This window comes from Streptomyces sp. NPDC048419 (genome assembly GCF_043200415.1).
Classification (GTDB): domain Bacteria; phylum Actinomycetota; class Actinomycetes; order Streptomycetales; family Streptomycetaceae; genus Streptomyces.
The window spans coordinates 204482-227450 of sequence record NZ_JBICXT010000018.1 but is presented as its reverse complement, the minus strand read 5'-3'; the positions used below and the strand labels follow the sequence as shown (position 1 = coordinate 227450).

The 22969-nt window shown below is 69.4% G+C and carries 21 protein-coding genes and 1 pseudogene; 10 read left to right on the top strand and 12 right to left on the bottom strand.

What is annotated here, in order from left to right; all coding sequences use genetic code 11:
• Positions 1-47: 47 nt before the first annotated feature.
• On the bottom strand, positions 48-293 hold the full coding sequence (locus ACGFYN_RS32575) for a GntR family transcriptional regulator (protein WP_393869502.1): 246 nt from the start codon (positions 291-293) through the stop codon (positions 48-50).
• Positions 294-686: 393 nt separating this feature from the next.
• Here ACGFYN_RS32575 and ACGFYN_RS32570 point away from each other — a divergent pair, with 393 nt between their 5' ends.
• The 4 genes from ACGFYN_RS32570 (at position 687) to ACGFYN_RS32555 (ending at position 4907) form a co-directional block, all read left to right on the top strand.
• Entirely contained in the window at positions 687-920 is a 234-nt protein-coding gene (locus ACGFYN_RS32570) for a hypothetical protein (RefSeq protein ID WP_393869501.1), read from the top strand.
• Between the two features lie 623 nt (positions 921-1543).
• Positions 1544-1987: an NUDIX domain-containing protein gene (locus ACGFYN_RS32565; RefSeq protein WP_393869500.1), complete on the top strand. Its 444-nt coding sequence runs from the start codon at positions 1544-1546 to the stop codon at positions 1985-1987.
• Positions 1984-2868, top strand: coding sequence for a phosphotransferase (locus ACGFYN_RS32560; protein WP_393869510.1), 885 nt, complete (start codon positions 1984-1986; stop codon positions 2866-2868). The genes ACGFYN_RS32565 and ACGFYN_RS32560 overlap by 4 nt, the downstream gene beginning before the upstream one ends.
• A complete protein-coding gene (locus ACGFYN_RS32555) occupies positions 2865-4907 on the top strand; it encodes an ABC transporter ATP-binding protein (RefSeq protein WP_393869499.1) in 2043 nt (680 codons plus the stop codon). The genes ACGFYN_RS32560 and ACGFYN_RS32555 overlap by 4 nt, the downstream gene beginning before the upstream one ends.
• Before the next feature lie 433 nt (positions 4908-5340).
• Here the strand turns inward: ACGFYN_RS32555 and ACGFYN_RS32550 are convergent, their stop codons facing one another.
• A complete protein-coding gene (locus tag ACGFYN_RS32550) occupies positions 5341-6237 on the bottom strand; it encodes a replication-relaxation family protein (RefSeq protein ID WP_393869498.1) in 897 nt (298 codons plus the stop codon).
• A gap of 563 nt (positions 6238-6800) precedes the next feature.
• On the opposite strand from ACGFYN_RS32550, the pseudogene ACGFYN_RS32545 reads away from it, so the two are divergent.
• A pseudogene (locus tag ACGFYN_RS32545) lies at positions 6801-7618 on the top strand (IS5 family transposase).
• Positions 7619-7906: 288 nt separating this feature from the next.
• Here ACGFYN_RS32545 and ACGFYN_RS32540 read toward each other — a convergent pair.
• Together ACGFYN_RS32540 and ACGFYN_RS32535 are read right to left on the bottom strand one after the other, a co-directional pair.
• Entirely contained in the window at positions 7907-8119 is a 213-nt protein-coding gene (locus tag ACGFYN_RS32540; protein ID WP_393869497.1) for a hypothetical protein, read from the bottom strand.
• Positions 8116-8583, bottom strand: a complete 468-nt coding sequence (locus ACGFYN_RS32535; protein ID WP_393869496.1) for an ATP-binding protein — start codon at positions 8581-8583, stop codon at positions 8116-8118. The genes ACGFYN_RS32540 and ACGFYN_RS32535 overlap by 4 nt, the downstream gene beginning before the upstream one ends.
• Before the next feature lie 383 nt (positions 8584-8966).
• Here ACGFYN_RS32535 and ACGFYN_RS32530 point away from each other — a divergent pair, with 383 nt between their 5' ends.
• From ACGFYN_RS32530 to ACGFYN_RS32515, 4 genes are all read left to right on the top strand, one after another.
• Entirely contained in the window at positions 8967-9953 is a 987-nt protein-coding gene (locus tag ACGFYN_RS32530) for a hypothetical protein (RefSeq protein WP_393869495.1), read from the top strand.
• A 5-nt stretch (positions 9954-9958) separates the two neighbouring features.
• A complete protein-coding gene (locus tag ACGFYN_RS32525; protein ID WP_393869494.1) occupies positions 9959-10474 on the top strand; it encodes a GNAT family N-acetyltransferase in 516 nt (171 codons plus the stop codon).
• A 150-nt stretch (positions 10475-10624) separates the two neighbouring features.
• A complete protein-coding gene (locus tag ACGFYN_RS32520; protein WP_393869493.1) occupies positions 10625-11194 on the top strand; it encodes a hypothetical protein in 570 nt (189 codons plus the stop codon).
• Positions 11195-11246: 52 nt separating this feature from the next.
• Positions 11247-11630, top strand: a complete 384-nt coding sequence (locus ACGFYN_RS32515) for a hypothetical protein (RefSeq protein WP_393869492.1) — start codon at positions 11247-11249, stop codon at positions 11628-11630.
• A 6-nt stretch (positions 11631-11636) separates the two neighbouring features.
• On the opposite strand, the gene ACGFYN_RS32510 is transcribed toward ACGFYN_RS32515, so the two are convergent.
• Together ACGFYN_RS32510 and ACGFYN_RS32505 are read right to left on the bottom strand one after the other, a co-directional pair.
• Positions 11637-11873, bottom strand: a complete 237-nt coding sequence (locus ACGFYN_RS32510; RefSeq protein WP_393869491.1) for a replication-relaxation family protein — start codon at positions 11871-11873, stop codon at positions 11637-11639.
• Positions 11874-11891: 18 nt separating this feature from the next.
• Complete coding sequence (locus ACGFYN_RS32505) at positions 11892-12698, bottom strand: hypothetical protein (protein WP_393869490.1); 807 nt, start codon at positions 12696-12698, stop codon at positions 11892-11894.
• Between ACGFYN_RS32505 and ACGFYN_RS32500 the strand changes: the two genes are divergently transcribed.
• Complete coding sequence (locus ACGFYN_RS32500) at positions 12678-13349, top strand: SMI1/KNR4 family protein (protein WP_393869489.1); 672 nt, start codon at positions 12678-12680, stop codon at positions 13347-13349. The genes ACGFYN_RS32505 and ACGFYN_RS32500 overlap by 21 nt on opposite strands.
• 172 nt (positions 13350-13521) lie before the next feature.
• On the opposite strand, the gene ACGFYN_RS32495 is transcribed toward ACGFYN_RS32500, so the two are convergent.
• The 6 genes from ACGFYN_RS32495 to ACGFYN_RS32470 are packed head-to-tail and all read right to left on the bottom strand — an operon-like array spanning position 13522 to position 22797.
• On the bottom strand, positions 13522-14922 hold the full coding sequence (locus ACGFYN_RS32495) for a DUF6177 family protein (RefSeq protein WP_393869488.1): 1401 nt from the start codon (positions 14920-14922) through the stop codon (positions 13522-13524).
• Positions 14919-18902 (bottom strand): type VII secretion protein EccCa, encoded by a 3984-nt coding sequence (eccCa, locus tag ACGFYN_RS32490; protein ID WP_393869487.1) that lies wholly within the window; start codon positions 18900-18902, stop codon positions 14919-14921. Before eccCa ends, ACGFYN_RS32495 begins: the two co-directional genes overlap by 4 nt.
• Complete coding sequence (locus ACGFYN_RS32485) at positions 18899-20035, bottom strand: CpaE family protein (RefSeq protein WP_393869486.1); 1137 nt, start codon at positions 20033-20035, stop codon at positions 18899-18901. The genes eccCa and ACGFYN_RS32485 overlap by 4 nt, the downstream gene beginning before the upstream one ends.
• A 31-nt stretch (positions 20036-20066) precedes the next feature.
• Positions 20067-21431: a type VII secretion integral membrane protein EccD gene (eccD, locus tag ACGFYN_RS32480; RefSeq protein ID WP_393869485.1), complete on the bottom strand. Its 1365-nt coding sequence runs from the start codon at positions 21429-21431 to the stop codon at positions 20067-20069.
• Positions 21432-21462: 31 nt separating this feature from the next.
• Complete coding sequence (locus ACGFYN_RS32475) at positions 21463-21759, bottom strand: hypothetical protein (RefSeq protein WP_393869484.1); 297 nt, start codon at positions 21757-21759, stop codon at positions 21463-21465.
• Between the two features lie 57 nt (positions 21760-21816).
• Complete coding sequence (locus ACGFYN_RS32470) at positions 21817-22797, bottom strand: pentapeptide repeat-containing protein (RefSeq protein WP_393869509.1); 981 nt, start codon at positions 22795-22797, stop codon at positions 21817-21819.
• Positions 22798-22969: the final 172 nt, after the last annotated feature.

Below are 22969 nucleotides of genomic sequence, written 5' to 3'. Positions count from 1 at the left end.
CTCGGCCCAGTCCTCCACTTTCAGCACCCTCCAGATGCTCAAGGGGGTTAATTCTGCGGGAGCACCTGGGGGTCAGTCTTACGAGAGCAACGACAGACTTCACCTCGGGTCCAGCCCTGTTCCCGTACATGCCGCATGGCCTTCGCTGCTGTCGCGTTCACCACGCCGAACTCCTGGGCGATCTCCAGAGTGGAGGGCACGCGACTGCCCGGCGGATACGTGCCGGCCTCGATGCGCCGGATGATCTCCGTTGCGATCTGCCGCCATAGCGGGCGCGTGCGATCAAGCTCCATGCCTGCAGCGTGGGTGACCACGGCAATCTGTGCATCCGTGGTTATCTACAGTTATCCACGGTATCTTAAGGTCCAGACACGGAACGGCCCCGACGAAGAGCGGCTACTGCCGCGACGGGGCCTGAGACAAGTGAGTAGGAGTCGAGCCATGCGCATTCTGCTGGCCGCAATCCCGAGCCTCTTCCAGCCTCCTCGCGGAATGCGCCGCGTCGCCGAGACGCCACTGTTCCGCGCTGCCGCTCCACCCGTCCCGGCTCGTAGAGCCACCCCGGTACATCGATCGGGGCCGTACCCGGCGGGCGTCTTCATCGCAGACGGTCTACCCCTCGTTCGGGCACACCTTGCCGCGGGCCTGTCAGGGGTTGCCACATGAGCGCGAGTCGTCTTCGCAGCATGGGCATCGACCCCCTCACGGGCAAAGAAGCGTTCGTCGTCGCTCAGCCTGGGGGCTTCCTCGAGGGACTGGCTGACGCACGTGCCCTCGAGGCCGCCACCGCCCTGGTGGCCGTCGTCGGCGCGGTGCTGGCGGGCGGCAAGTCGTCCGACGCCGAACTCGCGGTCCTCGTGCCGGCGTTGCATGCGGCGCTGGAGGAATGCGTTGGCATCATGGCCGCAGAGCGGGAGTGACTGCGTACAGGCAATCCGCTCGAAGGGCATCGCGACGAGGGGGTGCCGTTAATGGGGTCAGCCAGCTCGCTCCGCTGCGTGCGCGTGCCAATGCCCACCCGGTCGGCCAGCGCTGGTGGTCTAAAGGCATCAGCGCGGCGGCGCCGTGCATCTGGCCGTTCGTGTCACCGCTGGAGCTCAACCCATCTAGCCGTCAGCTGCCTGTGGGGAGACTTCCTGCCCCCTGCTGCGGCTTGGCAGCGGGCCACAGCGAACCGGGCATGCTCCGTCAAGTGCTCGCTCTGCTCGGGCTGGGCGACGGGGACTGCTGGCGCGGATCGCATCGACCCCGCTCCGCACACGAACGTAGGCCGTTCGGAGAGTCGTCCGGAAGCGCGCCACTGGTTGTCCAGGCTCCCGTGTTCAACACCGGCCATGTCCCTTCCGAACGCCTGGCAATCACCAGATCGGGTACCGAATTCCACCCGGGTGATTCGAACTACGCATCACGGCGGTCGAAGCCAGTCCTGACAGGCCACGGCTCGAAAGACCGAACTTTCGATCGATGCTTCGTCCGTGACGTGCCGCTGATCAGCAGCGTTGTTCAGGCGCCTGTCCCAGTCGTCGTCAGCGGAGGAGCCCTTATGCGCCCAGTTCCCAACGTCATCGGCGTTCACCTGTTGTTCGAGCGGGCGGGCAAGGTGCTATTGGGCCTGCGATCGTCCACCTCTGCCTACGCCGCGGACACCTGGCACCTGCCGGCAGGGCATCTCGAGGACGAGTCGGCAACCGCGTGTGCCGTGCGCGAGGCGCGGGAGGAGCTCGGCGTGACCATCCACGAACAGGACCTCCGCCTCGTGCATGTCGTGCATCTTCGAGACGCCGGGGACCGCCGGGCTCGTATTCAGATGCTGTTTCGCGTACTGGACTACGACGGGACGCCCACGATCTGCGAAGCCGACCGGTGCGTCGATCTGCGGTGGTGGCCCTACGGTGCGCTGCCTGCGCCGTTGGTGGACTACACGGCCGTCGCGCTGACCGGGATTGCGGCCGGGCGTACGTACACGGAGATGGGGTGGCCGGTATGACGGGCGGCAAGCCCCTGCCGGGGACACTCCGGACGTGGGCGGCATCCGTGGTGGGGCCGGTCACGGGTGTCCGGGATGCGGCATGGCCGCGCGTCGCCTCGCGGGTGTGGGAGCTCACCTGCGACGACGGCGATCGGTTCTTCCTGAAGGTCGCGCCGACGCCGAAGTTCTTCACCTACGAGACCCGGGCCTATCGGTCGGCCGTCTCCTCTCTTGACGCGGGGCATGCACCGCGCTTGGTGGGCACGTTGCCGGAGCACCTCGCGCTGCTGCTGACCGCGGCGCCGGGCACCTCGGTGTCCGCGCTGGAACTCACCGACGGGGAGCGGCGATTGGTGCACCGCCACGCCGGTGCTCTGTTGCGACGGCTGCACGGTGATGGGCAGTTGGATGCCGAGGCGAGAGCCGAGGTCACCTCCCAGGCCATCCGGCTGGCCGAGCAGGCGGACATGCACCTGACCCGAGCCGGGGACCTCATCACCGACCGAGACCGCGCCATCGTCAAACACGCCGTCCAACAGCTTCCCGAAATGCAGCTGTTGCCCGCCGCCTACGCACACGGCGACTTCCAAGAACGCAACTGGCTCTGGTCCCACGGAAGCCTCGCACTGGTCGACTTCGAACGGGCGCGTCACACCTGGGCGGTGTGGGACCTGGTGCGGTTGGCCTGTGGACCGTGGGAGGGCCACCCAGGCCTGCAGCAAGCCTTCCTCGACGGATACGGCCGCGACCTCACCGACATCGAGCGATACGCCCTCGGCTGCCTAGCTGCTCTCGACGCAGTCAGCGCCATCACGTGGGGAGCGGACAACGACTCGCTCGTCGCCGAGCGCGGGCGGCACACACTCGACCGACTGGCCAAGGGGGAACGACTCGTATGAGGATCCGCGAAAAACGCCCGAAGGCGAACGACGCATCGGCGAAGGAGACCGCGGGCGCCCAGGAAGTCTCGGACTCGGAACGGCTCCTGTTCGGCGGACCGCTCCGCTACGACATGGGGTGGAACCAACACCACGGCTCCTTCCTCGAATTGAACCTGCGCGCCATGGTCGCGCGGATGCCCCGGCTGATCGGCGCGACGATCCGGATGGCCCACCGCGCCGACCCGGGCGCGCTACGCCAGGTCGCCGCGGCGGAGATCGGCGGCGGCATCGCCCGCGCGGTGAGCCTGGTGGCGGTCAACCGGATGCTCGTACAGCTGCTGGCCCACGGAGAGACCGTCGAACGCCTGACAGCCGCCGCCCCCGCCCTGATCGCCGTGGCCGTCACCGCCGTCCTCGGCGCCGTGCTGAAGTCCATCTCCACAGCTGGCACCGGGCGGTTGGAGCCGAAGGTGTTCCGCGTGGCGAGCGAGGAGTACCTCGAGCGGGTCGCCCGGGTGGAGCTGGCCGCCGTGGAGGACGAGGAGTTCCACAAGCTGCTGGACTCCGCCCAGTGGGGCGCGGAATCCGCCCGACGGATGATCAAGTTCTGTGCTTCCGTGATCACCGCGGCGATTGCGCTTGTCGCGGCGGCCGGCGTGCTCACCGTCCTGCACCCGGCGCTGTTGCCGCTACTCGCCGTGATGACACTGCCCAGCGCGTGGAGCGCGCTGACCATCGCACGCCGCCGCTACGTCTCCTTCCACACCTGGGTCCAACACGCCCGCGCCGGCCAGCTACTGGGCCGACTGCTCATCGACACACAGGCCGCGCCCGAGGTACGCGTCCACAACATCGGACCCTTCCTGCTCAAGCACTTCCGCACCATGGCGGAGACGGCGGAACAGGAGCAGACCCGCCTCGCCTCCCTGGCCGCCCGCACCGGCCTGATCGCCTCCGCCTGGACGGGCCTCGCCATCGTGGCCACCTACGGCGTGCTCGGCCTGCTGCTGTGGACCGGCGCCATGAACCTGGCCGTCGCCGGCACCGCGGTCATCGCCATCCGCGCCGGCTCCGCCAACCTCGAAGCCCTCGTCGTCCAGCTCAACTACCTCTACGAAGAAAGCCTGTTCGTCGCCGACCTCGACCGCCTGTGCCAGGAGGCCGACCGCCGCCTCATCCGCGCCACCGGCCGCCCACTGCCCCCGCACGTCGACGCCATCCACTTCGAAAACGTCACCTTCACCTACCCCGGCACCACCGACACCCGCCCCGCCCTGAACGACGTCACCGTCACCATCCCCACCGGGAAGATCATCGCCCTCGTCGGCAACAACGGCAGCGGCAAAAGCACCCTGGCCAAACTCCTCTGCGGGCTCTACGCCCCAGACACCGGCCGCATCCTCTGGGACGACGTCGACGCCACCGAGGCCAAACGCGCCGACCTCTTCGACCGAGTCGCCGTCGTCGCCCAGGACTTCTACCGCTGGCCCTTCACCGCCCGCATCAACGTCGCCATCGGCCGCCCCGACGCCCCACACGACGACCAACTCCTGCACACCGCCGCCGAATACTCCGGCGCCGACGAAACCATCGCAAGCCTGCCCCGCGGCTGGGACACCCTGCTGGCCCGCGGCTACCGAGGCGGCCACCAGATCTCCGGCGGACAATGGCAACGCCTCGGCATCGCCCGCGCCCGCCACCGCGAAGGACAGATCTTCGTCGTCGACGAACCCACCAGCGCCCTGGACGCCGAAGCCGAACAACGCGTCTTCGACCAGATCCGCAACCTCGCCGCCGAAGGCCAGACGATCATCCTGATCACCCACCGCCTCCACAGCGTCCGCCACGCCGACGACATCTACGTCCTCGACCACGGCCGCATCGCCGAACACGGCACCTTCGACCACCTCATGCGCACCGACGGCGACGGCCCCGGCCTGTTCCGCCGCATGTACCTGGTGCAGTCCGAGCAGTACCGCCTCGACGAACACCACCTCCCGCGGCAGAACGGAGCCCCCACCCGGGATCACACAACCGAGCCGACCGGCGAACGCTGACCCCCACTCTGCGCAGCGCCATAGCGCCCTTGAACGGCGGGCCTGAGCAGGTCCATTGCGCAGGCCCGCCCGGTGATGCGCCGACACCAAACGGAGGATCGATTGCGCAGACCATGGCTGGCTGCGTAGTGATTGCGCATCGCCCGCTCAAGGATGCGCAATGACGACCCACGTGCTCACATGTCAGATGCGCACAGGTGGTTGTGGTCCCCTAGCCAGGGCGACCACAGGCCCGACCACGCCTGATAGAAGGACTGCTGCGCAGCGGCAACCGAACGCCGCGTGCCTGCTGTCCACCCGGTGCGCAACTCCTTGCGCAGCACTGTGGTCGGGGCTGTGGTGGGGCCCATGGTCGGGGTCTTGGTCGGGCCTTCGCCGGCTGCGCAGCTGCCCTAGGAAGCCTTGGCCGATGCGGCGCGGCTACACAGGTCGTCTACGCCTGGGGCTGGTTCCAGACGACTCTGCTGTCGAGGTTTCGGATGGGACGCCACACGGCTGCCGATGGGCCATGGTTGCGCAGGTCAGCCAGTGATGCGGCCACGACGAGGACGTTGCGAAGGAAGGCGGTCAACGCCAGGTCGGCCGTGATCCCGTACAGAGCGCGCAATCGGGTATTCACACCGGCAGGGCCGGTGCCGTCCAGGACGAACAGCAGGCGAGGGAAGAGCGGGTAGTGCTTGCGCCATTCCTCCTGCACCGGTGGTTGGCCGATGGTCCGCCTGCGGCGCCCTGGCGGGGTGGGCACGTAGTGGTAGAGGCGGGCGTAGGCGAGGAGCTTGGCGGCCAGGCGTTCCGGGCCCATGGTGGCCCGGTCGACTTCGACGAAGGCCCGCACCATCGTCCCGTCCCCGTCGGCGGGCCCGTGCCGGTAGTACAGCACCGCGTCGGGGATGACGGCCTCACCGCCACCGATGGGGTGGTAGACCTCGGGCAGCCAATCCAGCGGCCGGAACAACTCGCCGCGACGGCGGGCGTCCTCCAGGAACAGCAGCGCGGTCTCCGTCACGGTCAACTGGTGTCCGACCCGCAGCCGCGCTGCCGTGGGGTCGGACACCGTCCTCGGCGGCCGCCGACCGCGTAACTCGGGCCACTCGGAGGCAATCTGTACGCCATAGGAGGTGGGAAACCACACGCGCAGTCGTCCGGCCCGAGGCAGCGTGATGCGGTCGATCAACCCCTCCTCGCGCAGTTTGGCCAGCCGCCGCCGGGTCTGCTCGCTGCGCACGCCCGGGGCGATCACCCGGTGCATCTGCTCGGTGGTGGCCATCCGGTACTGCGTCAGCACCGCCAGCGCCAACCGGTCCCCACCACCGGTATCCACGTCGGTCATCGTCAGGGCCGCCTCTCGTGAACGGGGCAGCGCCGGCCTGTCCGGCACCGCGCAGTCCGTCCACCGCAGCAGCCGACCCCGACCAGACCACCCACCACGACAACCCGACCACGGTCACGATGCGACAACACCGCCGCCGACCACGCCGACAACCCCGCCCACAGCGGCTCGAGCACCGACACGCCGACCGCCATATAATCGCAGGTCACCAGGGGTGCTCCGGCGTGGTCGCCAGCCCGACATCCCCCTCTGCACACCCCTACGCTCGCCCCAAAGACACAAAGAAGGGCACGGGACGGCGGGCGAACGGGCGGGCGCGTGCAGCCGGGGGATCGGGCGGCCGTTGATCATGTTGCGCGTCGGTGGTCGCCTCCGCGCGTGCGCGCCGCAAGAGACGGCGACACCGGCAGCACGGGCCAGTCATGGGGCGCCGGTCGCCGCAGGCAGGTAGCGGTGGCAATGGCACGGCATCGGGAGTTGCCCGCTGACGCTGAGGGAGTTACTGGCTCTAACAAAAGCTGATGATCATGTGACTGTTGGCTTGTCTGCTCGTTGGTCTGGGGGTGGGGAAACGTCAGTCGCGGCCGTGGATCGTGTCGGATGAACTCTGGTCGCTGATCGAACCGTTGCTGCCTGGGCCGGCAGCAAAGTTGGTCGAGGGCAGACCTCGAGTGCCGGACCGGCAGGCGCTGTGCGGGATCCTGTTCGTCCTGCACACCGGCATCCAATGGGAATACCTGCCCCAGGAGCTGGGCTTCGGCTCGGGCATGACGTGCTGGCGGCGCCTGGCGGCCTGGAACGATGCCGGCGTCTGGGAGCAGTTGCATGTAGTGCTGCTGGAGAAGCTGCGGTCGAAGAACCAGCTGGACTGGTCCCGGGCGGTGATCGACTCCTCGCATGTGCGGGCTGCCCGGCGGGGCCCAAAAGCGGTCCCAGCCCGGTCGATCGCGCACGGCCGGGCAGCAAACACCACCTCATCGTCGACGGGCAGGGCATCCCGCTCGCGGTGACGCTGACCGGCGGAAACCGCAACGACGTCACCCAGTTGATGCCCCTGCTCGACAAGATTCCGGCCATCGCGGGCCGGGTCGGCAGACCGCGACGGCGCCCCGACGCGCTGCTGGCCGACCGTGGCTACGACCACGACAAGTACCGCCGCCTGCTCTGGCAGCGCGGGATCCGGCCCGTGATCGCGAAGCGGGGCGAGCCCCACGGCACCGGGCTGGGCATCTTCCGCTACGTCGTCGAACGCACGATCGCCTGGCTCCACGGCTTCCGCCGCCTGCGCATCCGCTGGGAACGACGCGACGACATCCACGAAGCATTCCTCGGCCTCGCCGTCTGCCTGATCACCCACCGCCACGCCCAACGGCTTTGTTAGGGACTGTTAGGGGGTAGCCGTCTGGGATCAGCTGGCCTCTACCCCGCGAGGGTCTCTGGGCCTGAACAATGCGATACCGGTGTCGATCCGGTCTATGGCGCGCTCGTGTATGCCGAGCAGTTCCTGAACGTATTTCTGGCAGAAGGACAGAGAGGTCTCGCCCTCCTCGCTCCTGATATCGCCTATGTGGGCTGGCCTTGACGGCCTTGCCCGGGCACTGAAAGCGGGAGCCCAACTCGTACTCGTAGGCCGCTCAGGCGGTTGGCGGGGATGGGCTCGGTGAGCCGGTCATCGCTCCGCTTCCCGCTGCTTGAGGCGCTCCTCGCGGGTGAGTGTGACGGTCAGCTCGCTGCCGAGGGCGGTCCAGGTGCCCGTCCACATGTAGATCGGGCGCAGGTAGAACGTCTCGCCCTTCACGTCGGTGACGATGCCCTCGCGGTCCACGCGAGGGTCGTACACCTGGTCGCCGACCCAGACCCGGTGGGGCTGCTCCTCGGTCATGACGCCTCACAGAGCAGCTCGCCCCAGACCTGCTTGCCCCAGGGGTGCATGTCGGTGCCCCACCGGTCCGCGAGGGCGTCGATCAGGAGGAGGCCACGGCCGCTGGTGAGGAGATCGACGCCGGGCTTGGTCATTTCCGGCAGGACCCGGGCCGTGTCGACCACGCCGATCCGTACGAACTGTCTGCTGGGCCTGGAGACAACGATCCTGATCGAGCGGGAGTTGGTGTGCTTGACCGCGTTGGCCACTAGCTCGGTCACGATGAGAACCCCAGAGTCGATCAACGAATCGAGGTGCCAGGCGGCCAACGCGATCCGCACGAGCTTGCGGGCGGCCTCGGCGCTCTCCTCGAGGCCGGGAAGGGTCTCGGAGTACCCGGGGTGCCCCGTGGGGCGTGGCTGCGCTGACACGATCATCTCGACCTCAGTGGGGGTGTCGGTGTACGACGGCCTTGGTTCAGTCAACGACCGTTCCGCCTCCTGGAGGAGGAAAAGTCGGCCCGGTATGCATCGCGCAGAACCGGAAATTTCCTGCCGTCCGCACTTACTGACGGGGCCTCAGTGGCTACCGTGAGTGTGTGGAGGGGAACGCGCGTCTCGGCAGCGTTATGGCCGAGCTGGGCCTTACGCAGGCGGAGTTGGCCGAGAGGGTCAACGACTTCCTGCGCTCTCGAGGATGCGACGGAACGGTGAGCGACCGCACGGTGCGGAACTGGCTGAACGGAAAAACTCGCTGGCCCCACCCCCGTCAGCGGGAAGCCTTAGAGGCAGTATTCGGATGCACGGCCGATGAGTTGGGCTTCAGCCCGCCATCGGCGAGACGAACAGCCAGCGAACCGGAGTCACCCGTGAGGCGCAGGAACTTCCTTTCCGCCACCACCGGCACGGCCGCCGCTGTGGTCATGCCCCTGGATTCGCGGCCCACCGTGATCGGCACCTCCGACGTGATCAGGCTCCGCTCGGGCCTGGACGCCCTGATGGCCCTGGACGCCTCCTGGGGTGGCCACGAGGCCCTGGAGCGAGCCGCGTTGGCAGGAGCGGACGAGACCCTCGACAAGGTCAGGCTTGCCGCCTCCCAACGGGTCCGGCAGCGGCTGTTCTCGGTGGCCGCCAACTACACCGCCACGGCCGCTTGGGCCGCCATCGACGGCCGCCAGCTCAACCGGGCCCGCAGCCGCCTGGACCGGGCGTTGTACCTCGCCGGGATGGCCAAGGACCCCGTCGCCGAGCTGAGGGTCTGGAACTCGTACGCGATGCTTGCCCACCAGCGCGATCAGTTCACCGAGGCTGTGGATGCCGGCTACGCGGCCCAGGCGACTGCCGTGGCCCGCCGCGATTCCTTCTACGGCTCCCTCGCGCACGCCCGTACGGCACTGGCTCACGCGACCCTGGGGGACCGCCAAGCCGCCATCAGGTCCCTCGGCTACGCCCGGGAGGCGTTGGGCAAGTCGACCCACGACGCGAGCCGGCCGAGCTGGGTGGGCTTTTACGGGACTGCCGAATTGGACGCCATGACGGCCATCGCCCGAGACAGAGTCGGCGACTCCGACGAGGCCGAGGCAGCCTCCCACAAGGCGCTGCGCAGCATCCCGAAACATTTCACCAGGAACCGGGCCCTGGCCACCGCCCGCCTCGCCCTGTGCCAAGTCCACCAGCGGGACGTCGAGCAGGCCACCGCAACGGCGTCTGAGGTGTTCGGGCTGATGTCCGGGCACTCGATTCCGGGCCGGATGCGATCCCTGCTCGGCGACTTCTACCGCGACTTGATCACCCTTGCGCCCGATGCCTCGGTCGCACAACAGTGGGGAGACCGTCACCGAGCCCAATGGAGCTGACCCTGATGGCCGACCTGGACCTCCGCTTCTTCGCCCGTGAGGACCTGCCGCAGATCCGGCAGACGATCATCGACATCCACCGGGACGCCCAGGGCGAGCAGATCGACGACTTTCGAAAGAAGTTCGCGTGGTACGTCGACCACTGGGGCTCGCGGGAGGGCTACGCCTGCGTGATTGCGTTCGACGATGAGACTGCCGTGGGATTCGCTTACGGAGCTCCGGCAGTTGAGGGCCGGGAATGGTGGCGCGAGTACGTCGACCCGGCACCTGAGAAGTTCCGCACCTTCGCGTTCTCCGAACTGGCCGTACGGCAGGCGTACCGGAAGCAGGGCCTGGCCGATCGCCTCACTCGCGCTCTCCTGGAGGACCGGGGCGAGGATCTCGCCGTTCTCCTGGTGGACGTCACACATCCCAGGGTCCAAGCCCTGTACGAGGACTGGGGCTTCAAGAAGGTGGGGGAGCAGAGGGCCGCCCCTGACTCCCCGGTGTTCGCGGTAATGCTGGCTGAACTGCCGCTCTGATCAGGCAGCCCGTTGCCGTCGCCCCCCGATTATCCTCGGCGGTGGGGAGCCACTGCACTCAGTCCTGACGGGAAGCCGCCAGGACCTGAGCCGTGCGTCGAGAGCCACTAAGGTGCCGACCATGTTCTTCCGCTGGGTCTGGCTACGACTGTGCTGACCGCGCCGATCGTGCCCACCCTCGGCCCCGTCCACCCGCACGCCCTGACAGCCGGCCTCTTCGAGGACATCCGCACCGCGGCCGCCACGGACCGAAATTTCCTTCATTACGACAAGGACCGGTGCTGGAGTAGGGAGAAGGACGAGGCCGTGCTAACCGACGGCATCGTTCACCAACCTGACCGCACCCTGGTCCCCACCCTCTCCGGACGGGGCCGAGGCACGATCAAAGTCTTCGCCTACTGCCATCAGGCAGAAGTCGTCGGCCAAGCCGCCGAACTCGCGTCAAAGCTCGCCGCCGAGCACGGCGTGGTGGGCGTCCGCGTCGTGCGCCCCCTCGGCCCCGAAGCCATGCCCACGGACGCGGTCCGGATCCAGCTCCACAACTTCGCTGCCCGTTCCTGCCACGACCCTGGCGGACCGGTGCGCCCGTACAGCGAATGGCCGGCCGCGGTCCTCACGGCAGTCCTCGATGACCGTGTCGTTGGCGCCTTCGGTCCGGTGGAGATCCGCCGCGACGCCGTCGGCCACCTCTACTACGAATGGGGCAAATGCGGTGGTTAGCGAGTTGCAGCGTGTGCTCAGGGAGCGGCGAGAGCGCCAGGAACTGGATCGCATGCTGCGTGATGCCTCAGAGGTCGTCACCATGCACACGCTGTCCTCCGCGGGTGTGCCCGAGCGGGTCATGGAAGCCGTGCGGGGCTTCTGGGACATGTCCACTGAGCCGAATGCGACACTGAGCGACGAGGTTTCCCAGGAAACCCTGAACGCTTGGGTGGAGGAGCTCCTTCCGTCGCATGGCTTCCACACGTCGGCCTTGCTGTACACGGAACTGGAACTCGCCCCTTGGATGGAGTTCCGCCTGCCGCAGGCCTGGTTCTCCTCGATCTGGCAGGCCAAGCACACTCCATGGGTGTTACTCGCGCATGACCTCAGCACGGTGGCCGCGGTCAGCGAGCAGGAATACCGGTTCGAATTGTTCGTCGCGCGTGTGGCCTAAGAGGTCCTACTGCTGGGCGGCCAGGCGTTCGGGGCCCATGGTGGCCCGGTCGACCTCGACGAATGCCCGCATCATCGCCCCATCCCCGTCGGCGGGCCCATGCCGGTCGTACAGCAGCGCGTCAGGGATGACGGCCTCACCACCGCCCACAGGGTGGTAGACCTTGGACAGCCAGTCCAGTGGCCGGCACAACTCCCCGCGGCGGCGCACGTCCTGCAGGAACAGCAGCCCGGTCTCCGTCACGGTCAGCTCTGCACACCCCTACGCTCGCCCAAAGACAAAAGAAGGGCAGGGGACGGCGGGGAGATCCACGGTGCCGCTTGCGCGTTCGGTCATGACGCCGAGGGCCGTCAGTTCCTTGATCAGGCCGGAGTAGTCGCCGGCGTCGGCAGGGCCGCTACCGTCCTCAGTGTCCTCCAGCAGCTTGCGAAGCTCGGCGGCCAGGGACTCCGTGGACCAGATGTGGATGACCACGGGCGGCTCCAGGGGGATGTGTGTGCCGCGCAGTTCTCCACGGCGGCGGCGGCCCAGCGGATGTCCTCCTTGATCTCCGCCACGCGGATCTGGGATGCGCCCTGGACAGCCTGCCGTACCGCGTGTGGTGGAGTAGGCGGCCCTGAGGTGCCCCTGGAGGTCGGCGCTCGATATCGACGTGCCGTTGCAGTATGGCCCGGCCACGTGCCAACTCTGAAACGGATTCCGCTGAAGCATCTGCTGGAACACGGGTCCGACCTGCCGATCGGTGCTCAGCTTGACGACTTCGGCGAGCTGCGACCACAGCTCGGGCAGGTGGCCGTGTTCGTACTCCCTCGAGCGCTGCGGCTTCTCCTTCGCGCCCGGAGCCGGTTGCTGCGCCGGCCGCTTGAGCGCCGGGTTGAACGGTTTGCTCTTTGGGCTGAGGTGCGAGCGGAACGGGAGAGGTTTGCCACGTTTCCGGAGGGCGGCGCCGTCCGGAGGGAGGCACTGACTGAGGTGGCCCGCCGGCATCCGAATCGCTCGTGGTGCGGGCCACAGTTGTGTGCGCGGGAGACCCGTAGGGTCGTGCGCATGACTGACGGTCAGCAGCACGAGCAGGCCGTGGCGGGCGCCTGGGCGAGGATCGAGGTGTGGCTGAGGCAACACGCTCCACGCTCCTACCGGATGTTTCCCCCGCCCGCCCCCGAGGCCGACATCCGTGAGGTCGAGCAGGAACTCGACCTCACCATGCCACCGGGCCTCAAGGCCTTCTACCGCCTTCGCAACGGCACCGGTCACCCTGCGGACTTCGGCTGGACACCCGAACCCGAGACCGGGCTTCCCCCGCAAGGACAGGAAACAGCCTGGCTGTTGCCGAGGAAGCATGGGATTCCTCCGGTGCAGCAACTGCCGTACTGGGATGAAGGCCCTCAAACGATCGGCCGGCCGGACGACCCCATGGTGCGGTACCTGGCCTTCGCCGCGACCGACCGCAGCGGTCTGTACGGGCTGTTCACGGACTGCACTCCAGGACCCGGCTACGGACGGATCGGAACCTTCGAAGAGGCCGGCATCCCCAAGCTGGGCGTGTGGCCGTCGTTCACCGACTACCTCATCGAAGTCGCCGATGCCCTGTACGAGAACCGCGGAGTGGAGTACGCGGACGGACACCAGGACAAGAAGGTGCCCGGTCTCGTCGATCAGGCCCTGGTGTGGGACGGTCCGGCACGTCCGAGGGACCCGGAATGGACACGCTTCGCATAGGCCTGTGGCCCGCTTCCTCTGCGGGCGTGCCGGTGCTGGCCGGCACGGTGTTCATCGCCAGTGGCAGGTTTGCGGCCTTACCGGCAATGCCCCGGGGGACGGCCGGTTTCGCAGTTGGCCACCCGATCGGGGACCGGACTGTTGCCGTCTCGAGCACCGCTCGACCGGATGATCACGCTTGCTTCAGATGGTGGGTGAGCTGTTGGAGCGTGGTCCAGGCCTGGGGGCCGGTTCCGTCTCCGAGGGAGTAGTGGAGGGCGTGTTCGGTCACGCGGCCGAGTTTGGTGGGGGTGGGGCCGAGGGGTGGGTGTTCGGCTCGGGTGCGGCCGGTGCTCTGGATCTCGTCGTGGCCGAGGGTGAGTGCGACGGGGATGGGTGGGGCTTCGACGTGTGGCGGCACGGTGAGGTCGCGGCGGGCGGCGCGGAGTGAGGTGAGCAGGGTGGTGAGGCCGTGCTCGGCGGCGAGGACCGCGGCGAGGGGTTCGATCGAGTCCAGGGGTGGGGTTTCGTCCTTGCTGTAGCCGAGGGTGAGGGTGATGTCCTCCTCGACGCCTGCCGGGGTGCGCAGGATGCGGATGGTGGCGAGGGCGGGGCGGTCGGGGTGGCCGATGGCGATGAGCATGGTGGGCTGTGGTGCGCGGGAGCGGGCGAGGTCCGTCAACTGGTACGTGGACCAGGGGAGGTTGACCGGTTCGGCGGTGCTCCATCCGGTAGGTGGGCCGTCGGTGAGGTGGCGGTAGACGGTTTCCAGGGCGCGGCCGAGGATGAGGTCGGCGTCAGCGGGGTGGCGGGTGCGCAGGGTGAGCAGGAGTTGGCGTTCTCCTGTGTCCGTGGCGGTCTTGAACGCCTCGGCTGCCCGGGCGGTGCCGTGCTCGTCGCGTACGGGTGTGAAGGTGCCGTTTTTCCAGTGGAGTACGGCGCCGGACAGGCCGTCGTAGTAGCCGTGTTCGGGGTGTTGGACGACCCAGCGGTTGGGCAGGCCGCGTAGGGCGGTCCGGGTGGGCAGGGTCAGGCGGGTCGTGGGGGGCGTGACGATCTGCAGGGCGCGGTCGGCGGCGGTCGCAGTGCGCAGGGCGTCGGAGAGCCAGTTGGTCAGCGGGACCAGCGGGCGGTCCTGGATGACCACGGCCGTGGTTGTCGTCAGGACGTCGACGGCGGGTGTGGCGGTGGCGGGCACCGGTACGGCGGAGATGTCGGTGGTGAGCGGGACGACGTCGGTGGTGGCGGCCTCGGGGGGCCAGACCGTGCCGCCCAGGACGGTGGCCAGTCGTCCGGCGAAGGAGCCCGCGAGGCGTCCGGCCTCGGCGACGGCGGTGGAGGCGCGGGCCTCGGTCCACCACACGGGCCCGTCGGACACGGCACAGTCCAGCAGGCGGGCGGTCTCGCCGGGGACCTGGACGAGGATCGGTGCCTCTATGGAGACCAGGGGGCGGCCGTCGGGGGAGCAGAGTTGTACGACGGCGCCGTCGGCCGTCGTGTTCACCGAGAGGTCGGGGCCGCCGGCGTAGAGGCCTGCCAGCAGGGTGTTCAGGTCCGGCATCTTGGGGGTGAGGGCGATGACGTCCTTGGTCACTCTTGGTGGGCCTCTTCTGCGCTCAGGGCGGTCTGGATGAGCTGGTGGGGGCGTCCGCGGCGGACCAATGTGCCGCGACCGGGGGGTTGTTGGGAGGCGTACAGGCCGGGGAAGAGCTGTCCCTCGGTGCGGTCGCCTGTCATGACCAGGGCCGTCGTGCCGGTCTCACGCAGGGTGGTCAGCAGAGGTTCGTACAGGGCGCGGGAGGCGCCGGCGGTGCGGCGGGCGAGGACGAAGTGCAGGCCGATGTCCTGGGCCGAGGAGAGGTACGGAAGGAAGGGCGCCAGCGGCTGCTGCCCGGCGGTGGTCAGGATGTCGTAGTCGTCGACGAGGATGACGATCCGCGGTCCGTCGAAGGCGGGTTCGGTGGTGATCGGGGCGTCCGGATCGGCGGTCTCCGGCAGGCGTTTCTCCAGTTCTGCGGCGATGCCGGTGGCGAGTGCGTTCGCCAGCTTGGCGTTGTGTGCGTAGCCGCCGCGATACGGCTCGGGAACCACTCCGCGCAGGCCGCGGCGCGGGTCGAAGACGCCGAAGACGAGCTCCTTGTCCGAGTGACGCTCGACGAGCTGCGTGGCGATCAGCTTGAGCAGGTTGGTCTTGCCGCACTCGCTGTCGCCGAGGATCAGCAGGTGCTGGTCGGTGCCGAACAGGTCGAGAAGGACCGGGGCGAGGGCGTCCTGGTCGACGCCGAGGGGGATCCGGGCGGGTTCGGCGGCGGGGGAGGGCAGCTTCGCGGCTGACAGGCGGGTGGGCAGGACCCGTACGGGCGGGGCGAGTTCGCCGTGCCAGGAGGCACGGATCGTGCGGACGGTGCGCTCCAGGGCCGTGCCCAGGTCGCCTGCGTCCGGGTGGTTGTCGATGCGGGGCAGCGCCACCTGCGCGAACAGGTTGCCGTCGGTCAGCACCCGGCCGGGGGTGTCGGGAGAGAGGGTCTCGGAGAGCTTGCGGTCGATGGAGGAGTCGGTCGGGTCGTTGAGCCGCAGCTCGACGCGGGTGCCGAACATCGACTGGGTGGCGATGCGGACGTCGTTCCAGCGCAGCATGCCCGCCACGACGTGGATGCCGTAGCCTCCGCCGCGCTTGAGCAGGTCGGCGACGGCGTCGTCGAGGTCGGCGAACTCATCGCGCAGGGCGCCGAATCCGTCGATGAGCAGCACGATATCGGTGGCGCCCAGATGCGGCAGTCGCCCGCCTGCTCGGAGGTGGCGCAGCTGGTCGAGGGAGTCGATGCCCAGTTCGCGGAAGAGTTCCTCGCGCTCGGCCAGCATGGTGCGCACCTCGGCGAGGGTGCGGGCGGCCCGTTCGTGGTCGGCGCGTCCCGCGATGCCGCCGACGTGCGGCAGCCCGGCGAGGGCGGACAGGCCGCCGCCGGCCAGGTCGAGGCCGTAGACGGCGACGTCGTCCGGGGTGTGGGTGAGGGCCAGCGCGAGGGTGAGCGTGCGCAGCAGAGTGGTCTTGCCAGACTGTGGTCCGCCGATCACCGCGACGTGTCCGCCGGCGACCGTCAGATCCAGCAGCCACGGCCGCTGCCACTGCCGGGCCGGGTCGTCCAGCACACCGAGCGGGACCCGCAGCACGCCGTCGTCGTGCGTGAGGCGCAGGCCGTCCGTACCGGCCCGCATCGGCCCGGCGGCCGTGTCCAGGGTGACGGCATCCGGCAGCGGAGGCAGCCAGATGCGTCGTACAGGCGGGGCTGCCGTGGCGAGTTGGTCGACCATGACGGACAGGACGGTGGGTCCGGTCTCGCGTCGGGTGGCGGCGGGTTCTTCCGGTGCCTCCGCCTCCTCCTGCCCCGTGTGGTACGTCGGGTCGGGCCAGGCCAACCGGGTGTCGGCCGCCTGCTCGAGCAGGGCCGGGCCACGGTAGGCGCCGGAGACGTAACCGGCCTTGAAGCGCTCGTACGTGGAGGTGTCGACCTTCAGGTAGCCGAAGCCGGGCAGCGGCGGCAGGTGGAAGGCGTCGGTCGTGTCGAGGACCGTGCGGGACTCGTCGGCGGAGAAGGTGCGCAGACCCAGCCGGTACGACAGGTAGGTGTCCAGGCCCTTGAGCTTGCCGCCCTCGATGCGCTGGCTGGAGAGCAGCAGGTGAACGCCGATGGAGCGACCGATCCGGCCGATGGACAAGAACAGGTCGATGAAGTCCGGCTTGGCGGTGATGAGTTCGCCGAACTCGTCGATGACGACGAACAGGTGGGGGAGAGGCTCCAGGTCGGGGCGCTCGGTGGCGCGCAGGGCGGCGTAGTGGCCGATGTCCGCGACGTTCCCGGCGTCCTTGAGGACCTGCTGGCGGCGCTTGACCTCGCCGGCCAGGCTGGTGTGGACGCGTTCGACGAGCCCGGCCTGGTTCTCCAGGTTGGTGATCACGCCCGCCACGTGTGGGAGTTCGGCGAATGGCGCGAACGTGGCGCCGCCCTTGTAGTCGACCAGGACCAGCGCGAGGTCTTCGGGGGAGTGGGTGGCGGTCAGCGCGAGGACCAGGGTGCGCAGCAGCTCGCTCTTGCCGGAGCCGGTGGCGCCCACGCACAGTCCGTGTGGGCCCATGCCCAGCTGCGAGGACTCCTTCAGGTCCAGCAGTACCGGCTCATGACGGTCCGTCAGCCCGATGGGGACGCGGAGGAAGTCCCGCTCGCTCCGCGGTGCCCACAGCCGGGTGAGGTCGAGGGCGGCCGGGTCGTCGATGCCGAGCAGGGCGGGGAAGTCCACCGGTCCGGCGACCGGGGTGCCCTCGGTGGCAGACTCCGCGGACAGCCGCAGCGGGGCCAGCATGCGGGCGATGCCCTCGGCGCCGGGGCCGGTCACGGCGTCGCAGGTGCCGTGCGCGACGGTGGCGCCGGGTGTGCGCAGGTCGTCCACGGCGATCCGGTCACCGTCGACGGTGATGCGCACGCTGACCTCGTCCGGCTCGTGCACCTGCTGCTCCAGCAGATGCAGCACCGTCACGCCCATCTCCGCCAGCCCGACGGCCGAGTCCGGACGCGGGAGTTCGATCGCGGTGTCCCCGTATGTGTCGTTGACGACCAGGAGCCGGGCCGCCAGGCGCAGTGCGTCCCGGCCTGCCAGCCCGCGCCGCACCTCGGCGGCGTACGCGGCGCGCCGTCGCAGGTCGGGCGTGCACAGACGGGCCAGCTCAGCCAGGTCGGGCGCGATCCGGCGGGCGGGAACCCGGCCGTCGTAGGACTGCGGGTCAAGGACATGTGGCAGCCACTTGGCCCACTGCCACGCGGTCTCGTCGGCGGTGGCGAGGGCGAGGGCCACGTCGTCCGGCGCATGCGTCACGGCCGTCTGCAGCAGCAGCGCCCGGGCGACGCGCAGGACGCCCTCCCGGTCACCGACGACGCTGACGTTTCCCGCACGGTCCAGGGGCACGGTGAGCGGGAAGTCCGAGGCGGTGGTGAAGCGGTGCTGCAGGGCACGGGCCTCGTTGAGCATGAAGGGGTCCGGCGGGGTCAGCACCCCGCCGGTGCTGTTCTGGCCGATGGCCAGCTCCTGCACGGGGATGTCGCCGGCGCCGGCCCGCACCTGCAGGAAGTCGGCGTCCTGGCGGCGGCGCTCCCACAGCCGGGCCGGGTCGCGCACTAGGTCGTACAGAGCCTGCGGTGGCGGGTTCAGCAGCCGCGCCAGCTGCCGCCGGTCCCGTTCGGCGCTGCTCAACTCCTCGCGCAGTTCCTCCAGATACTCCAGATAGCGCTCGCGCTGGACGCGCCGGGTGCGCTGGGCCTTGCCGCGCTGGGACAGGAACAGCGCCACCGCTCCCAGCAGGGCCACGACCAGCACGAGCGCGCCGAGCGCGGCGAACTGACTGTTGCGGATGATCGTCATCATCACGACGGAGCTGATGACACCCGCCATCGGCAGCAGGGCGGTGGCCGCGTTGCCGATCTTGCCCTCGGGCAGGTTCGGGGGTGCCTCCACGGTGCGGGGCGGTGCGGGCGCGAGCGGGCGGGTGCTGCGGGCCGGGCGGTGGATCTGCTGCTGGGTCATCGCATCCTCACGGCCCGCTGCATGGCCTCGGCGGCCAGCCGGACGGCCGCGGTTCGGGTGTCCTGGCCCAGCATGGCGGTGTGGATGGGGCCTCCTTGGGCGAGATGGCGGTCATAGGGAAGCAGCACCACCGGTACGCCGGGCTCCCGCAGGTGCGCGGCGGCGGCCTTCGCGTCGAGCGTGGTGTCGGGCGAGGCGGCGCTGAGCGCGACCACCGTCGTGGCCAGGGCGGAGTGCGGCAGCTGGGCCAGCCAGTCGAGGACCTGGCGGGTGCCGTTGACGCCCTCGGCGGTCATCGGCGCGACCACGACGCGGGCGTGGGCGGTGTCCATCGCCGTACGGGCAACCTCGCCGGGCAGGCTCTCGCAGTCCACCACCGTCACCGCGAAGTAGCGGCGCAGCGCCAGCGTCACCGTCCGGTACGTGTGCACGTCCAGCGGTGCGCCCACGCGGCCCTGGCCCGCGGGCAGCAGCCAGCCGCCGTCGGCCACCGGCACCAAGTAGCCGGTGACGTCGGTGAGTTGCATGGCGGGCGTGAGGATCCGGGCCAGGTCGCCGCACGACCAGCGCACCGACTCGGCGCCCATCCGCACCGGCAGGGTGCCCAGCGCCGTGTCCGCCTCCAGGGCGAGCACCGGATCGTGCCGGTAGTGGTTGAAGGTGCGTCCCAACAGCGCGGAGACCGTGGACTTGCCCACGCCGCCGCGGATCGACGTCACCGCGATGACACGGCCGGTGGTGACCGGCTGCTGCACCTCCTGCGCGAGGCGCGTCTGCTCGGCGACGTCCCCTCCGGCCGATGCGGTGAGTTTGCGCAGCGACCGGCTGGTTCGGCGTGCTACCGAGTCGCCGTGCTGCGGGCGCCCCAACGCGATGGCGAGCCGCGGGTCGACGGTGGGCACGGACTCGGGGGCCGCAGCGACCACGCGCGGATCGTGGGGTGGCCGGGGGACCGCAGGCGCTGCGGGAAGCGATTCGGCGCCAGGTTGCGCATCCGCGGCCGCTCCCGTTCGCAGGGGAGCACCGGGAATCGCGTCGGACGCATCCGGGCGCGAGGGCGGCGGCGCATCCTCCTGGGAGCCGTCGGCCAGTTCGCGCAGCAGGTCCTGCTGCCAGTCCCCTCCCTGAGCCATGTCGATCCCTACGTCCTTGGTCCCCGCGCGCTCACGCGAAGGTGCCCAGCAGCCGCCCGTACACCCCGAACACGCCGACGACCAGCGGGAACAGAGCGATCACGGCCACCGACTCCAGGACGTCACCAACCCGCCGCAGCCGCACCCGCACGTGCTCGGCCGGCTCCACGCCCAGCACCACGAGAGGCACGACCGCCAACAGCGCGAGCACAGCGACAGGACCCGCCGCCGGGGCCTGCCCGAGCCACACCACCACCAGCCGCACCGCGACGACCCCCGCGGCCAGCAGCAGCACCACGACCTCGGCGGTGAGCGGAAACGCGCGCGCCCGCAGTGCCAGCACCACGGCGACGGCGATGCCCAACAGCACCGTCCACACGGACACCGCATGCAGTACGAGCACACCCGCCCCGGCCGCGGAGGCGGCGAGGACGACGCTCGCGAGCGCCAGCCCGCGGTGCGTGGCCGCGAGCGCGGTGCCCACGCCGTACCGGCTCACCGACACCCCGCCCGTGCGCCGGTCGTCCAGCCCGGTCATCCCCGACGCCAACAGCGCCAGCCGCGGCAACACGCCCAGCAGGACCAGGCAGACGACGGCGACCAGCGCACCGGCCCGAGCCTGCTCCGTGGCGGTTCCCGCACCGCCCTGCAGCGCGATCACCGCCTCCCACAGCACCAGACACCCGCCGAGCGCCCCGGCGCCGATCAACGCGCCACGCCCCAGCGGAGTGCACCACCCGGCCAGCAACAGCGCGACGGCCCCGGCCCCCGCGACACCCGTCAACCGGGCCGCGCCGGACCAGGCGTAGGCATCCGCGGCCGTCCAGGTCCCGAGCGCGCCCAGCGCACCCGCGGTGGCGATCAGAGTGGTGGCCATCCCACGCTTGTGCATCCGTCCGCACAGCACCCCGGCGACCGCGCAGACGCCCGCCACGGCCACCAGCCCCCCGGCGACCGCCGACAGGGCGAACCCGCCCCGGGCCAGCACGCCGGCCGCCAGCGCCCAGATCACGGTGCTCAGCCCGGCCACCATGCGTCGCGCCGCAGGCCGCCACCGCCACGCTCGTACGTCGAGATCGTCGGCGACCTCATCGCTGATGTCGTGCACCACGGGAGCCGACGGCGCGTCCTCGACCCGCACCAGCCGCAGCACGGCCCCGTCGGGAACTCCGGCCGACTCCAACGTGGAGTCATGGGCCAGCGCCGAGCCGTCCGCGGTCACCAGATGCCGCAACTCCGGTCGCGCCCCCACCCGGTCGTCCAGCAGCCGCATGATCTCCGGCAGCAGGATCCCGACCGGTTCGCGCGAGGGCAGTACGAGGTCGATCCGACGTCGTTCGCCGACCAAGGTGATGCGGGTGAGCGCCGTACGACTACCGGTCGCGGAACGACTCAAAGACCCCGTGGCTATCACGCGTTCGAACCTATCACCGGGCAGAAGGGACATCGGAAGGCGAAGACGACGGCGTCAGGGCCGGTGGGGACGACGGCGATACGGAAGTGCCGTACGGGCTCTTCCCGATGACCCGATGCGACACGAACGACCACCCCACACACCCGGCACACACCACGGCCGCGATCACCACTCCGGCGAACACCTTCCCGACCCGCTCGTCCAGCGACCGCCGCTGCCGCTGCGCACCGAAGAGCAGGGCGTCGCGAAGACGACGGCGGCGGACGGAGACCGACTCCAAGAGCTGATTGTCGTAATCCTGCGCTGCCACGGCTATTCGCCATCCGCCCTTCGTTTCGCGACTGTCATAACTTGTGCCTGCCGCCGGCTATGAGCGCTCTTCCATGACTTTCTCCACGAATGCGGCCGCTTCCGCTGCGCTGATCTCCACGTGGTCGACCTCGTTGTGCCCCAGCTCGTAGAGCCGCAGGTACTCGGTCGGTTCCCAGCGCAGATTCCGGGTGAATGCCTCGTCATGCGCCACGCCGTTGGCGATGCGGCGTCTGACGATGCCCTGAGGATTGCTGCGTGAGTAGCCCTCGCTGAACTTGGCGTAGTAGGTGATGTCACCGGAGTGCGGGGGGAGAACACGTACGTTTGCTCCGCGGCTGTTCAGCCACTGTTCGAGTTCCAGCCCGTTGATCTCGCGTCGTACGCCCGCTTGGTCGATGACCGCAGGGCCGAAGAGGGTGCCGGAGAGCCCCTTTACGGCTGTGTGTTCGTCAAGGACTACCTTCAAGGACGTCTCACGCACTGATGCGTTGCTGAGATCGGCGCCCTCCAACCTGACGTCGATCAAGGAAGCGCCATCCAGCTTCGCCGCCCTGAAGCGGGCTGACCGGGCGTCGACCGCCCACAGCTCGGTGCTTCCCAGATCCGCTTCGTCCAAAGTGGCGCCGCGCAGGGAAGCCTCATCGAGTTCAGCTTTGACCAGCGATGCGCCGGAGAGGTCGGCCTTGTCGAGCACGGCGCCTTCCAGATGCGCCCGAAAGAGGTCGGCACCGACGAGTTTGGTGCCTCGCAGGACCGTCTGCGTCAGGAGCGACATGGCGAGATCGGCACCGGACAGGTCGGCCCGAGACAGGTCGAGTGCCGAAACGTCCAGAAGCGAGTCCGCTTGCTTGACCCACTCCCGCAGCACGGCAGCAGCCTCCGCATCGGGCGGCATCATCCGGACGACACGTTTCACGTCACGGATACCAGACAACTCGATCACTCCACCCGCGCTGTTTGACGATCGACGTGACATCGTCGATGCCGCTGTGGCGTGCAACGAACAGTCCTCGAACAGCGCCGATCCGGAGTGCATGGCCGTCACCCATGCAACCCCGGTGGTGAGGTCGCGGGCCGTGGGGTCCAAGACGCAGGAAGACTCGGCCAGGGTGAGCGAGACGCTGAACGCGCCCTGGACCCTCGGGGCACCTCTTCGAGATCTTCCACGGCCCAGGTCAGGCTCTCGCTGATTACTGCAAGGGCCTCCG